Consider the following 14,151-nt stretch of genomic DNA (forward strand, 5'->3'; position numbering starts at 1 on the left):
CCCCATCAACCCCGGGCCGTGTAATTCCGTCCGGCTCGGACCATATTTTAATCTAAAAGCGCTAAAGCGCCCGGAGGATAAAATGTATCGAATACAGACGCAACCGGTTAGACCCGACCCTCCCGAAATCGAGAAGGAAATTCGGTTGTACATGCGGCTATATCTTACGCAACGGGTATGGTTTATATCGCAAGCGGTAGTCGAACTGATCGACGCACTGATCGGTCATCCCGATTTCGACGGAACGCCTGAACAGCGCTGCGGTTTCATACGCCTGGCAGGAATTTGGCGCTGCATTGCATGGATAGACCGCTGTACGCAGACTCAGTCGACCGGTTACGAAAATTCGCAAGAGGAATAATCATGTGCCAAGCAAAAGATAGTCGAACAAACTCGGTTTCTCCCGAGGCGTTAAAACGCCGCTGGGACGAATTACGCGAGAACAAGCCGCAATTGCGAATTAGGGAGGCCGCTTCCGTTTTGGCAGTCAGCGAGGCTGAGTTGTTGGCAACCGGTTGCGGGGAAAACGTGACTCGTCTTGAGGCCGATTGGCCAGGGCTGCTGGGTGGAATCGAATCATTAGGCCTGGTGATGGCATTGACACGCAACGATGATGCGGTGCACGAAAAAACCGGTTATTACCAAAGTATCCGGTTGACCGATGCCGGCGGACGAATTCAGGGCGATAACATCGACCTGTATCCGGATTTTCGACATTGGCATTCGGCTTTCGTCGTGACCGAACAAACTCGGCAGGGAGCTCGCGACAGTTTGCAATTTTTCGACCGCGACGGAGCTGCCGTGCATAAGATTTATATGACGGAAAACAGCGATATAACGTCGTACCGGGCCTTAGTCGAACGCTACCGGTCCGAAAATCAGTCGCCGCGACAGCTCGTCGAGTTTCCGGTACGAAATACTGCTTCTCTCGGAGATTCTTGCCGGGGTCTGGCTTGGCACGAGCGCCTGATCGCCTGCGGCGCCGTGCCTTATCGAAGTCCCGAGCCGATTCAAACCGAACGACTGGCGCACCGGTCGTTTCGGCGTTTTATGGAAAATGCCTCGGAAATCGGCGCCGGCTTGACTGTCTTGGTCGGCAATGCCGGCGCGCTGCAGATCCATACGGGCCCGATAGAGAAAATGATGATCACCGGTCCCTGGTTCAACGTGCTCGACGACGGTTTCAACCTGCATTTAAAGGAAGACGCATTGGCCGAACTGCTTCTCTCCGAACGTCCGACCGGGAATACTGTAGCCAAGACCCTGGAGCTTTACGATGTCGCCGGGCGGACTATCGCTATGATTCTCTTCGAACATGCGGATTTGGGCGAATGCCTTACTCCCTTTTGATTGAAAGACCGTCTAAGAATAAAAGGTATGGGATATGTCTATCGAGGACCGCCGTAAACCCATCCATGGGAGCTTGACGGCAGCTAAGCGCCAAGGATGGCGTGAATGCAGATTTTGCAGGAGCAAAAATCTGTCCCTGCTGCCGACATCCTCGCTAGCCACAGCCCATACCTTCTAAAGTTATCTAATTTTTGACTATAAAGGGAGTAGGACGGATGTTTGGAATGGTTATCATCCCAAATTCCGCTATGCCGACCCCAGTAAATGCAACAACATAACGGGCAATTCTTTTTTGAAATAACTAACGAGACAACGACATGAACGATACCACAGTAGATTTTGAGCAAGTCCGGAAGGACTGCCGGCGCCTTACCGATTCTTTCGATTCGGTGTTGATGGCGACCGTAGGTTTAGACGGTAAGCCGGAAGCCAGTTACGCAGCCTATGTGAAATACGAAGGAGATTATTACATCTATATCAGCGAATTGTCGGCTCATACCCGCAATCTATTGGAGAACGACAAGGTCAGCCTGTTGTTCATCGAAGATGAAGATAAAGCATCGCATTTATTCGCGCGGCAGCGGGCTACTTTTCAAGGGCAGGCTGAAGAAATCGCGAGAGATAGCGAACAATTTCATTTTGTCATGGATGCGTTTCAACAGAAATTCGGGCAATTCATTGAGATGTTGAAGAAATTGCAGGACTTTCATTTGTTTCGTATTCATCCGACGAAAGGCTCGTTTGTACAAGGCTTTGCCCGCGCTTTCACGATCGAAGGCGAAGCCTTGGACGAATTCCGTCACGTAAACGATACCGGGCATCGTGGCGGCGCGCGCAGCAAGCCGGAATCGATGTCGGCGCATTGATTGCACGAACGGAAAAGCAGCATGGATAAAAACAAACTATTCAAGTTCGTCCGTACCGTCATCTGTTGCGCCGTGTTCGTAACTGCAGACGCTTCGGCAAGCGAGCCTCGTATCGTTGCGGTCGGTGGCGCGTTAACAGAAATCGTTTACGCACTGGGTGAGGAACGCTTGTTGGCCGGCGTCGACACGACCAGTCAATGGCCTGAAGCGGCGAAAGCATTACCGCAAGTAGGCTATATGCGCAATCTTTCGGCAGAAGGCATTTTGTCGCTGATGCCGAGTCTATTGTTGACGACGCAAAGTTCGGGGCCGCAAACGGTTATCGAGCAGATCCGGCAAGCCGGTGTGGAGGTCAAAACCGTTAACGAAGACCATTCGGCGGATGGCGTGATGTCCAAAATTCGAGCCGTCGCCGAATGGTTGAATGCGCCCGAACAAGGCGAGCGCTTGGCGAAACAGGTACAAGAAGACTTCGATCGACTCGAACGGTTCACGTCCGGGAATGCGCAACGTCCGAAAGTATTGTTTGTGTTGACCATATCGCGCGGCGCACCGATCGTCTCGGGCGAGGGAACGCCTGCCGATGCGATGATTCGTATCGCCGGCGGCGACAATGCTTTGAAAGGTTTCGAAGGCTTCAAGCCGGCAAGTAGCGAAGCGTTGATCGAGGCAGCGCCGGATGTGATCGTGTTGACCGACATGGCCGCAAATGCGATCGGCGGCATCGAGCGCTTGTTCGACATGCCCGGTTTCGGTGCGACGCCGGCCGGCAAACTACGCAAAGCGATAACGATGGATGCCTTGTATTTATTGGGATTCGGCCCGAGATCCGGTCAAGCCGCGCTGGACTTGGCAACGCGCTTGCGCACCGTCGATACGGTGGCGTCCGAATGATGAAAGCGACGTTTGCAATGCCTGGCGAAACGAAACGTTACGCAGTTCTGGCCGGTTTGACGCTGGTGCTGTTTGTAATGGTCATTGTATCGCTCGGGATCGGCGCCTATTCGATTTCACCGGGGCAAGTACTCGCCATTCTGAGCGAGGTTTTCGGTCTGCAACTGCCCTGGTCGTTCGATGACGGCCATCGCGCCGTATTGGAATCGATACGCGGTCCGCGTATCGCGCTCGGCGTTTTGATCGGCGCGACGCTGGCCGTCTCGGGAGCGGCAATGCAGGGCTTGTTCCGTAACCCGCTTGCCGACCCGGCATTGATCGGCGTATCGAGCGGCGCGGCATTGGCCGCGGTCGCTGCGATCGTGCTCGAAACCAGCCTGCTGCGGAACGTGGCGCAAATACTCGGTCATTATTATCTGCCTGCAGCGGCTTTTTCGGGCGGATTCGCGGTGACTTGGCTGGTTTACCGTTTCGCCGGTTCCGGCGGTCGTCTCGATATCGCTTCGCTGCTGCTGGCCGGAATCGCCGTCAATGCATTGGCAGGTTCCTTAACGGGCTTGTTGACATCGATCGCCGACGATCAGCAATTACGCACCTTAACATTTTGGAGCATGGGCAGTCTCGGCGGCGCTAACTGGAGTCAAGTCGTCGCCGGCTTGCCGTTTTTTCTGCTGAACTTGTTGTTGCTCCCGTATTTTTCAAGCGCTTTGAATGCGCTATTACTCGGCGAATCGGAAGCCGGCCATCTCGGATTTTCGGTCGAAACCGTCAAAACCGCGGTGATCGTTCTGGTTGCACTCGGTGTGGGCTGTTGCGTCGCATTGGGCGGCATCATCGGTTTCATAGGGCTAGTCGTACCGCATTTGCTGAGGCTTAGGCTCGGTCCGGACCATCGCATCATATTGCCGGGCTCTGCTCTGCTAGGCGCAAGTCTGTTGTTGGCATCGGACGGTTTGGCGCGCAGCTTGGCCGTGCCTGCCGAAATACCGATCGGTATCGTCACCGGTGTTTTGGGTAGTCCGTTCTTTTTGTGGCTACTGTATCGGCAACGGATGCTAGGAGGCTGAATGCTGGAGGCGCGTAAAATAGTTGTCGGCATCGGCGGCAAGCGATTGTTGGACGATATCACGCTTTGCGTTAAGCCAGGCGAAGTACTCGCGGTCGTTGGGCCGAACGGCGCAGGCAAGTCGACATTGCTGAAAACAATGTGCGGCGATTTGAAACCCCGGCACGGCTTTATTACCATGAACGGCAGAGAGCTCGACGACTGGCCGATAGTCGAATTGGCCCGCGTGCGCGGCGTGCTGCCGCAAAACTCGACGCTATCGTTTCCGTTCACGGTACTCGAGGTCGTGGCGATGGGGCGCTGCCCGCATCGGCGTAACGGCGATGCTGCGCACGACGATGCTATCGTTCGGCAAGCAATGGCATTGACCGATACCGAAGGGTTCGTCGATAGGATTTATACTACGTTATCGGGCGGCGAGCGTCAGCGCGTACAATTGGCGAGAGTTTTGACGCAGATATGGGAACCGGTCGGCGATCTGCCTCGGTATTTATTGCTTGACGAGCCGACATCGGCGCTCGATCTTGCGCATCAACATAGCGTGTTGGCTATCGCGAGACGATTCGCCGACCGTTTTCAGGCGGGCGTTCTGGCGATTCTGCACGATTTGAATCTGGCCGCACTCTATGCCGACCGTATTGCGGTTTTGCATGCGGGCCGCTTGATGGCGTTCGACTGTCCGGAGCGGGTTTTAAATGCCGATTTGATCATGGAAATTTTCGGCTATCCGGTAACGATAGCCGTTCACCCTACTAAAACGGATTGTCCGCTGGTGATTCCGCATTTGTTGCAAAATGCCGAATGAATACCAGCAATTCCCAGTTTGAGCGTTTTCGCTGGGCTTAGGGTGTGGGGCATACCTGTCGAGGAACGCCGTGAACCCGTCCATGGGGGCTTGACGGCAGTTCAAACGCCAGGGATGGCGTGAATGCAGATTTTGCAGGAGCAAAAATCTGCCCTGCTGCCGACATCCTCGCCAAGCATGCCCCACACCCTATTTGATCCCCAAATTGGGAATTGCTGGAATGAATACAGACACCTGCCTAACGGGTCGAATTGCGGATACAGAACGACTCATTACAAGCGAGTCATCTTATCCCGATTCCTTTTCCGGTAAATAAAAACCCCCGTGACTACAATGCCAGCGGTTAAAATCAGCATCAAAATGGGATGTTGATAAAACAAGTCAAAAAAAGCGCCTACGCCTTGCGATGAGCCGCGATAGTAAGGTCCCATAAGTTCCTCCTCGGTTGAATATGCATTTTAAGAGCATACCTTCGGAATGTGCTTTGTCTAATCCTTATTATAACGCACGTTACCGAACCCGAAGACAGTTCCCCGCCACCCAGGTGTGCGATGCTCGCCCTAGACCTGGCGTTTTCTAGCCTATGGTCACCAACAGTTTCTAGGATATTTTAAGATTGAAAAGCGTGAACACAAAAACTAGTTAAAAATTGCTTTTATCGATAGCCAACCCAACAACCCATGCTTAAGCCGAATGACCAGCCCAGCTAGGCTTTCGGTAAAGTCACGCCGGTTTGGCCTTGATATTTACCGCCTCGGTCCGCATAAGATGTATCGCATACCTCGTCGCCACCTAAAAATAGCATTTGCGCAACACCTTCATTCGCGTAGATTTTGGCCGGCAACGGTGTGGTATTTGAAAACTCTAATGTTACATGACCTTCCCATTCCGGCTCGAGCGGCGTGACGTTGACAATAATGCCGCAGCGCGCATAAGTCGATTTGCCAAGACAGATCGTCAGCACATCGCGCGGAATGCGGAAGAATTCGACAGTGCGCGCCAACGCGAACGAATTCGGTGGAATGATGCAGACATCGGATTTAACGTCAACGAAACTCGCTTCACTAAAATCCTTTGGATCGACAATTGCCGAATTGATATTCGTGAAAATTTTAAATTCGTCCGAGCAACGTACGTCGTATCCGTAACTCGAAGTACCATACGAAATCACTCTGCCTTTTTCCGTCTCCCTAACCTGCGTTGCGGCAAACGGCTCGATCATCCCGTGTTGTTCCGCCATCCGGCGTATCCACTTATCCGATTTGATGCTCATTGAATTCTTGACCTAATTGATTGAAATCCGGCTTTTTTACCATATAAGCAAGCCATTATAAAACAATAAGGATTTAAGGAGAGTGCATTTATAGGTAATTGTTGAGACCCCTATCTTTTCCATGCTCCAGCGCTTGCCGTTATACACATCTCTTTGAAATACGCTGTTGGCCGTTTAGCGCGATGACAACATCCCGCAATCACGGGAATTCTGTAGGATACGCTGTGCGTACCATGGCGACCCCGCCAATATTAATCCAAGCCCTTGTGGTTTGACCTCGCTAGGGTTTCGGACCTTAGGTACGCGCAGCGTACCCTACAATTTATGCATAACGATGAACGTAGAGCGTTTAACCTGAATTCGGCAGTTTAACCATGAAGCACATGAAGTTCATGAAGGATTCCAAGAACTTACCAAATCCTTCTCGCTAACCTTTTTGGTGAGCGAAAGTTCTATACAAACGCGTAATAAGCTATTGAATTAACTTCCTATTCTTCATGATCTTCATGGTGAAATGCTTTTTCTACTCCCTTCTTATTGAAGAATCGTTCAACTTTGTTGGGTATGGGGTATGTCTATCGAGGAGCGCCGTGAACCCGTCCATGGGGGCTTGACGGCGGCTCCCTGCCGCCGACATCCTCGCTAGGCATACCCCACACCTTCTCGTTCTTATACGCTTTTTCGGTCAAAAGGGAGTAGGTTAACCTGTTTCAACGTAAATGTTCAGACCCTCACCCAAACTTGTAAAGACCACAGCGACAAAACAATGAGTTACGCATGTAAAGTACCAAAATAGGACGGGGTCTGAATACTTACGTTTCAACAGCTCGTTTGCAAAGTCCGGCTGCACGAATTTAGGTATTTTGAATCACGATATTCGGAAATTTAGTGCTGAAGTCTTTTGCTTTCAAGGCCAGTTTTGCGGCCATTTTTCGCGCAATTTCACGGTAAATCTCAGCTGAACGACCGCCGGGATCAGAGATAACGGTTGGACGACCCGAGTCGGCGTTTAGCCTGATGTCTTTATCTAACGGTAACGCACCCAATAACGGCACTTGGTTTTTTTCAGCCATCGCCGCGCCGCCGCCGCTACCGAAAATCGCTTCTTCATGACCGCACTGGCTACAAATATGCACGCTCATATTTTCGACGATACCCAACACCGGTACGTTGACCTTATCGAACATCGCTAAACCGCGTTGTGCATCGAGAAGCGCGATATCTTGCGGCGTCGTGACGATAACCGCACCGCTAACCGGTATTTGTTGCGACAGCGTTAATTGAATGTCCCCTGTGCCGGGCGGTAGATCCACTATCAGATAATCGAGATCGGTCCAACGCGTTTCCTTGAGCAATTGCTGTAACGCACCGGTTACCATAGGGCCGCGCCAAATCATCGGCTGGCTTGTGTCGACCAGATAGCCGATCGAATTGGTTTGTAAACCGAACGACATCTTCGGCAGCATGGTTTTGCCGTCTTCGCTTTCCGGAAAACCGGATTGACCTAGCATCGTCGGAATGCTCGGTCCATAGATGTCGGCATCCAGAATACCGACCTTAGCGCCTTCCGCCGCCAAGGCCAGGGCTAAATTTACCGCAGTTGTCGATTTACCAACGCCCCCTTTGCCGGAAGCGACTGCGATGATGTTTTTGATGCCCGGCAACGGTTTCAATCCTTGCTGAACCGCATGCGATAAAATATTGACCGTGACATCGATCGTCACGGTACCGATGCCTTCCAACGACTTAATGTGTTCTGCTACCGCCGATTTAAGCTCATCCAGATGTTTTTTGGCCGGGTAGCCTAATTCCAGTTTAATCGAGACATCAGCACCGTCAACGTTGATGGATTTAAGCGATTTAGCCGAAATCAAATCGGTTTCAACATTGGGATCGATAAACGTCTTCAATCGATTTTCGATGTCTGCTTGGGTAATTTGTGCCATGAGTGCTCCGGGTAAGGAAGTATTGAATTAATAACCAACTAAAATACTAAGGATTGGTATTGTACAATCTGAAACCATTATTGACCACTGAACAAGCTATTTCAAAACTTAGCGGTCGTTATCCCATGCTTGCGGAAATTGCTTTAGCGAACTATTTTTTTAATATCTTGATGTCATATCGCTCATTTTCAGGTTGTTGAAATGGTCAAACGAATTTCTATTGTAGTTTTAGCGGTGTTGACGATGACGGCTTATTCTGATGAGAATTTGAAACAAAAGGCCCATACTGCTTTACGTGACTTTTTTCAATTAAACGGGAAGTCACTGAGTTTTGATGGGACTTATGTCGATACGCCGGCCGAATTTGGTCGAACATGTCGCATAAACATTGATTTCACAATTCCGGGCCGGGAATATTTAACGATCAGCGGAGAATATACCGCAGTTGGCACATTGGGCGACGGCATTTATTTCGATGCCGCTCCCGATACTTTTACCAGGGTCGAAATACAAAACGGCAGCCTAATCGTGGAACAACAATTTCGCGATAGCTTCGTCACCGGTTCCGAATCCGTGTTGAAAGCAACTAAGCATTCCGGTCGACTAAAAATCCGATTAAAGCAAATGAATCGGTTTTTATTTTTTACCGATACCGTGGAAAAACGCTGTATCGCAACACTTTAACGGAGAGCTTCCATGGCCGTAGACCCGAAAAAACCGCGGACCGTTTTGATCATTCATGGCGTTCAGACCGGCGACGATAGCGATTTGAATCAAGATCGACTCATCGAACAGTTACTAAAGAGTCGTCTGGGCAATATGCCGCTTCAATTCAAGACCGATCTTTATCGTTATGAAAATTTAAACAATCAAGCGCAAAGCAAATATCGGAAATTAATCAAACTCATTGCCGCCAATCCGATAGGCGAAGTTTTGGCCGGCAATGCCCTCGATCTCATCGGCGATGTCGTCACCGCGCGCCTCGACACCAGCACCGCAGCACAAATTAGGCAAGGCTTCAAGAATAAGATTCTCGAGATTTTTACCGGAGGCAGTCCTTGTTATGTAGTCGCTCACAGTTTAGGTTCGATCTATGCCTTTGATGTGATCAACGAGTTGATCAAGGATAACCATTACTTTGACAGAAATTCGCGCCGAACCTGGCCGGTACAGGGATTAATCACGCTCGGTTCGCCGATAGGGTTGTCGATGTTCAAGAAAAGGCGTCAGAAAGTCCAATCTCTTGGCGAGGGAACCAAGATGTTCCGCTGGCTCAATTATTGGGACCGGACCGATCCGGTCGTATCCGGAAAATTGTTCGGCCAAACGCTAAACGGATTCGAGATCGCCGAAAAATACCGCACCGAATCGCCGGACTTAGGCTGGGTCATCCGCGATCGGCCGGTCGATACCGGTAAAGCTTGGCTCATGGCGCATGTCGCGTATTGGGAAAACCCGATGGTCGGCGACGGCTTGTTCGATTTAGTCACTAACTAAGGATTTCGTGATAAACAAAGTCCTGGAGCTATACGCTTTGTTGAGGGTACGGTAACTCGCTTGGCAGGACGCCGTGAACCCAGCACCTAAATTATCCAAGATGATCAACCATAGCCAACGGGTTATGGAATTTAGTTGCTGGGTGAATACGTCCTTGTAGGCTTGACGGCGGCTTTCCCTGCCGCCGACACCTGCCAATCGAGCAACCGAACCCTCCGTAAAATAAGGAAGTTATTTACGACCAAATCCTAAGCGGAACAGAAAACATGAAAAAATTATCGATTTCGATTTGCCTATTAATCCTCCTCAACGGTTGTACGCTTTCGATGTATACAGCTGAACTGGATGCGTTGAATTCCGACGGCGCGCCGCGCAAAGCCCAGCTGTATTGGTCGAAAACCGACCGGTTGATCGGCGCCGCGAAAGCCGGTCCGGTCATCTTGATGACCGAATGCAGCACACGCCGACTGAGCTTCGATGAAACCGAGGCGGGAATTATTTACCGAGGCGAGCCCGGCCGAGACCGGGTTGCCGGCCAAAACGAAACAATCGCGGACGGGACGGTCTGCGCGAAACTCGAAACGCAGTCGAAACTCGCCGAATTGCAAGCCGGCGAGTTAATGCTGTCGATGCTTTGCGAAGCCGTGTATGACGAATTCAGTATACAAGAGGGTTTATATACGCCAGCTTATCTTCAAGCCCGCGAAGCGCCTTACCTTTTCGACGTTCAAGAAAATACGAGTTGGAGCTTGTTCGGGGAAACGCCGACAGCGCCGGAGCCGCCGGAGTGTATGTGAGCAATGCGCGTTCGGGGCGGTTTGAATAACCCGCCCCGCATGGGTTGCACGTAGCCCGTATGCAGCGAAAGCGGAATACGGGAGTGTCGTGGCTCCGAGTGTCCCGGATTGCGCTACGCTCCATCCGGGCTACGCTGTTTAGACTCGCAGAAATAGGGCGGTAGCGATTTAGCCGCGGGAATCTGCGCCTAGGCAGGACGGGGTTTGCAACCCCGTTCTAAATATTTCGACCGAGGCCAAAGCAAATCATAACGTTCGGGGCGGGTTGTATAAACTAGCCCCATGAATTAAAGACTGTGAAAGTATTCAATCTTACGAAATATACCCATCGCACTTCAAATTTCGGCATTGATGCGTGGAGGTGCCGGGGTGTTCGGCAAAGGCTTTGACAGCAGGGATGCTGTCACAGAGCCTACATGGACGTATTCACCCAGCACCTAAATTCCATAGCTCATTGGCTAGGATTAATTGTCCAGGATAATTTAGGTGCTGGGTTCACGGCGTCCTTTGACGGACACTCCGGCGCCGAAATTTGACCAGCAAAGGGTATAACCATGAAACGCATGAAGTGACATGAACAATTAGTCTATTGCATTCATAGTCTTTTTCTTCATGTCCTTCATGATGAATAAATTTTTTATGATATATTCGCCAAAACTTTCGCTTCCTCATTAGCTAGTCAATTCGTCGGCCATTGCGGCAATGTCGTCAAGCGAAGCGCTGAATTCGGCGAGTTTTTGATGAACCGCATCCGAATTCAAATTCAATACGGCGAACTCCTCTTCGCCGTAATTTTGATTTTGTCCGTCGCCGATACCTAAGGTTCCTAATAAACAATCGCTTAAATACACCAATAAATTCAGCCGGTAATTGTCGCCGCGGTAATGCGGGTTATGGTGATGATAAACGACATCGACAATCGGTTTCGGCATCGACCAACTGCGCATGAGCCAAGTGCCTAGCAAAGTATGGTCGACGCCGAAGGCAAACCGCTCGATGTTGAAAACGCTTAGTGTGGCATTCGCATCAATGATTCTCGATAAATAAGCAAACTCTTCCGGAAACTCGTGTCCAAGCAATGGGAAGCCGATGTTGTGCAGCAACGAGGCTAAAAATAACGTTTGACGGTCCGGTCTTTCTTCGGCCGGCATCATTTCGCCGATCGCCAATGCCAGGCGAGAACCGGCAATGGCTTGAATCCACAACATTCGAGTGCCGATATTACCGATTTTCGGTGCTTTGAGCGGCGATAACGCGCTAAGGCCCAATGCCAAATTCATCACAAAATCATAGCCTAATACTCGGACTATCGACTCTTGTATCGATACTATCTTACCACGGTAGCCGTAAAGGGCCGAACTGGCCCAGCGAATCACCTGTGAACTCAGAATCGGGTCCATTTCGATGATCGCCGCCAATTTTTTCGCATCCGCTAACGGATCCGACGCCAATTCAATAATTTGCCGAGCAATGCCCGGTAAGGGTGGAAGAGCCTTGATGAGATTGATTTCTTCACGCAAGTCGACCGGATGCGAAAAATTATCCAAGCCTGGATCGATAGTGTTGATAGTCCAACTACGCAGTGATGATTCCATTGTCAACTCTATTAATTGATATTGAGGCGATTTAATTTGCGGTATAAAGTTCTTTCGCTGATATTCATTTCGGAAGCAATCAGCTTACGGTTGCCTTGATATTTTTTGATCAGGGACCTAATGAACTCGGCTTCGATAGTATCCAAAGGGTTTATGTTTGATGCCCCGGTATCCTCAATTACCGTTCCTTGTCCGCGTCTTTCTATCATACCGGGTTTTAATGTAGCGCCTTGACGCCGCATGATGGAAATGTCCAGTTCATCGATAGTGTGGCTTTTGCAAAGGCATGTAGCAAGCTGCAGACAATTTTTCAGTTCGCGTATATTGCCGGGCCATTTGTGCTGCATTAATTTTTGCATCGCGGCTTTGGTCATACTATATACACAGTGGTCGCGTTGCCCGAACGACTTAAGAAAATGCCCTACCAGTGCCGGCATATCTTCTATCCGGTCTCTTAAAGCCGGTATTTCCAACGGAAAAACCGACAATCGGTAGAATAAATCTTCCCGGAACAGTCCGTTCCTCACCATTTCGCCAAGGTTTCTGTGCGTGGCAGTCACGACTCGAACCGTCGATGTCAACGATGCGGTACCGCCTACCCGCCTAAATTGGCCGCTTTCCAATGCTCTTAATAACTTAGGTTGCAAAGAGACCGGCAATTCGCCGACCTCATCAAGAAACAAAGTGCCTCCGTCCGCTAGTTCGAATAATCCTTTTTTAGCGGATGCCGCGCCGGTAAAGGAGCCCTTTTCATGGCCGAACAGCTCGCTTTCGAACAAGTCTTCTCCGAGTACTGTGCAATCGACGATGACAAATTCTCCCTCGGCATTTTGCGATTGCCGATGAATAAATTCGGCGGCCAGCTCTTTGCCGGTTCCGGTTTCGCCGTTTAACATGACCGGTACATTCGATTGAGCGGCCTTTTGCAATTTAGTTTTCAGATTTATGAAGGCAGAAGACGTGCCAACCATCTTTGGGATTTTATCCTGAGGTTCCGACGCACCGGCGGTAAGTACCGACTCACCTAGATAAAGCGTGCCGTCGGCATCGAGCAAAGGATAGCCCCGAACTTTCAATGAATACTCGCGTTCGTCCACGGTTTCGTTGAATAAACCCGCATAAGGCTCAAGCGTTTGAAAAAAACGTCGATGCCGGCAATCGCCAGGATTATTGCAGCACGAATTACCCAAAATACTTTCTCTGGACAGCCCGAAATGATTTTCCCAGGCGCGATTAACGGCAACGATTTGTTGAGCTGCATTAACAATAATAAAAGGCAGGTCGTGGGTTTCGAGTAGCGAATTCAGCGTGAACGAGTTTGTTTGCATAGTTCCAATCGGCAAGTTATATCCGAAAACCAAATTTCAGCGCCACTTGTCAGTCTTTCGGTTGAGTGACGTGTCAGCCCTGGCAGTCAGCATGACATTTTTGTCAGGTCCGGAATGCATTCTAACTGATTCGTTCATTATTAAAAGGATTTCGGATTTAATCAAAAAAAGAACCGTTGGTTACCATATGAGATGGCCCGGCACTTAGAAGGCATTGGCTTGGTGTTGTTCATTGATGCAGTAAGCAGGAATAGGGGCTTAAGAGAGTTGGCTTGAAAAATGCTGTTGTTTAAATAGCAGTTACTTTTTTGAAACTTAATTGAATTATAGGATCAACAATGAACGCAAAATCAATATTGCAGTATTCGATCTTGGCCCTGCTTTTTAAAGTGTTGACATCAACGGCCCCTGGACCTTCTTTATTTATTTTGTTGAGTTTTGCATTGATTACATTCGGCTTCATGAGAAAAAACCAGTCATAGCGAAGACTAAGAGCGCAACAGCACTGAATGATTAATTGCTCTTTTAATCAGACATAAACCTAGAAAAAGCATTTCAACATGAAGAATATGAAGTAATTCAATAACTTGTCATGAGATTATATAAAACATTCACTCAAGAAGTTAGCGAGAACGCTTAGATAATATCCTGAAATTCTTCAGGAACTTCATGTGCTTCATGGTTAAACTGCCGAATTTAGGATAACCTTTCAGTCCAGCATTAGCGGATCTTGT

General features: G+C 49.7%; 13 protein-coding genes. 9 read left to right on the forward strand and 4 right to left on the reverse strand.

What is annotated here, in order from left to right; genetic code table 11:
- The first annotated feature begins 82 nt into the window (after positions 1-82).
- The 6 genes from WJM45_RS19865 (at position 83) to WJM45_RS19890 (ending at position 4,981) form a co-directional block, all read left to right on the forward strand.
- A complete protein-coding gene (locus tag WJM45_RS19865; RefSeq protein ID WP_341326750.1) occupies positions 83-361 on the forward strand; it encodes a hypothetical protein in 279 nt (92 codons plus the stop codon).
- Between the two features lie 2 nt (positions 362-363).
- Positions 364-1,350, forward strand: coding sequence for a ChuX/HutX family heme-like substrate-binding protein (locus WJM45_RS19870; RefSeq protein ID WP_341326751.1), 987 nt, complete (start codon positions 364-366; stop codon positions 1,348-1,350).
- 317 nt (positions 1,351-1,667) lie between these two features.
- Positions 1,668-2,216 (forward strand): pyridoxamine 5'-phosphate oxidase family protein, encoded by a 549-nt coding sequence (locus WJM45_RS19875; RefSeq protein WP_341326752.1) that lies wholly within the window; start codon positions 1,668-1,670, stop codon positions 2,214-2,216.
- A gap of 21 nt (positions 2,217-2,237) precedes the next feature.
- Positions 2,238-3,110, forward strand: a complete 873-nt coding sequence (locus WJM45_RS19880; RefSeq protein WP_341326753.1) for an ABC transporter substrate-binding protein — start codon at positions 2,238-2,240, stop codon at positions 3,108-3,110.
- Positions 3,107-4,177: an iron ABC transporter permease gene (locus WJM45_RS19885; protein WP_341326754.1), complete on the forward strand. Its 1,071-nt coding sequence runs from the start codon at positions 3,107-3,109 to the stop codon at positions 4,175-4,177. Before WJM45_RS19880 ends, WJM45_RS19885 begins: the two co-directional genes overlap by 4 nt.
- On the forward strand, positions 4,178-4,981 hold the full coding sequence (locus WJM45_RS19890; RefSeq protein ID WP_341326755.1) for a heme ABC transporter ATP-binding protein: 804 nt from the start codon (positions 4,178-4,180) through the stop codon (positions 4,979-4,981).
- 706 nt (positions 4,982-5,687) lie between these two features.
- On the opposite strand, the gene dcd is transcribed toward WJM45_RS19890, so the two are convergent.
- Both dcd and apbC read right to left on the reverse strand, forming a co-directional pair.
- Positions 5,688-6,254, reverse strand: a complete 567-nt coding sequence (gene dcd, locus WJM45_RS19895; RefSeq protein ID WP_341326756.1) for a dCTP deaminase — start codon at positions 6,252-6,254, stop codon at positions 5,688-5,690.
- An 854-nt stretch (positions 6,255-7,108) separates the two neighbouring features.
- Positions 7,109-8,200, reverse strand: coding sequence for an iron-sulfur cluster carrier protein ApbC (gene apbC, locus WJM45_RS19900; protein WP_341326757.1), 1,092 nt, complete (start codon positions 8,198-8,200; stop codon positions 7,109-7,111).
- Positions 8,201-8,401: 201 nt separating this feature from the next.
- Here apbC and WJM45_RS19905 point away from each other — a divergent pair, with 201 nt between their 5' ends.
- The 3 genes from WJM45_RS19905 (at position 8,402) to WJM45_RS19915 (ending at position 10,494) form a co-directional block, all read left to right on the forward strand.
- Complete coding sequence (locus WJM45_RS19905; protein WP_341326758.1) at positions 8,402-8,884, forward strand: hypothetical protein; 483 nt, start codon at positions 8,402-8,404, stop codon at positions 8,882-8,884.
- Between the two features lie 12 nt (positions 8,885-8,896).
- The gene (locus WJM45_RS19910; RefSeq protein ID WP_341326759.1) at positions 8,897-9,697 is read left to right on the forward strand and encodes a hypothetical protein; all 801 of its coding nucleotides are present in this window, start codon (positions 8,897-8,899) and stop codon (positions 9,695-9,697) included.
- A 266-nt stretch (positions 9,698-9,963) separates the two neighbouring features.
- Entirely contained in the window at positions 9,964-10,494 is a 531-nt protein-coding gene (locus WJM45_RS19915; RefSeq protein ID WP_341326760.1) for a hypothetical protein, read from the forward strand.
- A gap of 671 nt (positions 10,495-11,165) precedes the next feature.
- On the opposite strand, the gene WJM45_RS19920 is transcribed toward WJM45_RS19915, so the two are convergent.
- Positions 11,166-12,089 (reverse strand): HDOD domain-containing protein, encoded by a 924-nt coding sequence (locus tag WJM45_RS19920; protein ID WP_341326761.1) that lies wholly within the window; start codon positions 12,087-12,089, stop codon positions 11,166-11,168.
- An 11-nt stretch (positions 12,090-12,100) separates the two neighbouring features.
- Entirely contained in the window at positions 12,101-13,417 is a 1,317-nt protein-coding gene (locus WJM45_RS19925; RefSeq protein ID WP_341326762.1) for a sigma 54-interacting transcriptional regulator, read from the reverse strand.
- Positions 13,418-14,151: the final 734 nt, after the last annotated feature.

Origin of the sequence: Methylotuvimicrobium sp. KM2, assembly GCF_038051925.1 — a bacterium.
Lineage (GTDB): Bacteria > Pseudomonadota > Gammaproteobacteria > Methylococcales > Methylomonadaceae > Methylotuvimicrobium.

Excerpts from the sequence above, each read along its gene's own strand:
- dcd (WP_341326756.1), bottom strand. The coding sequence starts at position 6,254 with ATGAGCATCAAATCGGATAAGTGGATACGCCGGATGGCGGAACAACAC.
- WJM45_RS19915 (WP_341326760.1), top strand. The coding sequence starts at position 9,964 with ATGAAAAAATTATCGATTTCGATTTGCCTATTAATCCTCCTCAACGGT.
- WJM45_RS19925 (WP_341326762.1), bottom strand. The coding sequence starts at position 13,417 with ATGCAAACAAACTCGTTCACGCTGAATTCGCTACTCGAAACCCACGAC.
- apbC (WP_341326757.1), bottom strand. The coding sequence starts at position 8,200 with ATGGCACAAATTACCCAAGCAGACATCGAAAATCGATTGAAGACGTTT.
- WJM45_RS19910 (WP_341326759.1), top strand. The coding sequence starts at position 8,897 with ATGGCCGTAGACCCGAAAAAACCGCGGACCGTTTTGATCATTCATGGC.
- WJM45_RS19905 (WP_341326758.1), top strand. The coding sequence starts at position 8,402 with ATGGTCAAACGAATTTCTATTGTAGTTTTAGCGGTGTTGACGATGACG.
- WJM45_RS19880 (WP_341326753.1), top strand. The coding sequence starts at position 2,238 with ATGGATAAAAACAAACTATTCAAGTTCGTCCGTACCGTCATCTGTTGC.
- WJM45_RS19920 (WP_341326761.1), bottom strand. The coding sequence starts at position 12,089 with ATGGAATCATCACTGCGTAGTTGGACTATCAACACTATCGATCCAGGC.
- WJM45_RS19870 (WP_341326751.1), top strand. The coding sequence starts at position 364 with ATGTGCCAAGCAAAAGATAGTCGAACAAACTCGGTTTCTCCCGAGGCG.
- WJM45_RS19885 (WP_341326754.1), top strand. The coding sequence starts at position 3,107 with ATGATGAAAGCGACGTTTGCAATGCCTGGCGAAACGAAACGTTACGCA.
- WJM45_RS19865 (WP_341326750.1), top strand. The coding sequence starts at position 83 with ATGTATCGAATACAGACGCAACCGGTTAGACCCGACCCTCCCGAAATC.
- WJM45_RS19875 (WP_341326752.1), top strand. The coding sequence starts at position 1,668 with ATGAACGATACCACAGTAGATTTTGAGCAAGTCCGGAAGGACTGCCGG.
- WJM45_RS19890 (WP_341326755.1), top strand. The coding sequence starts at position 4,178 with ATGCTGGAGGCGCGTAAAATAGTTGTCGGCATCGGCGGCAAGCGATTG.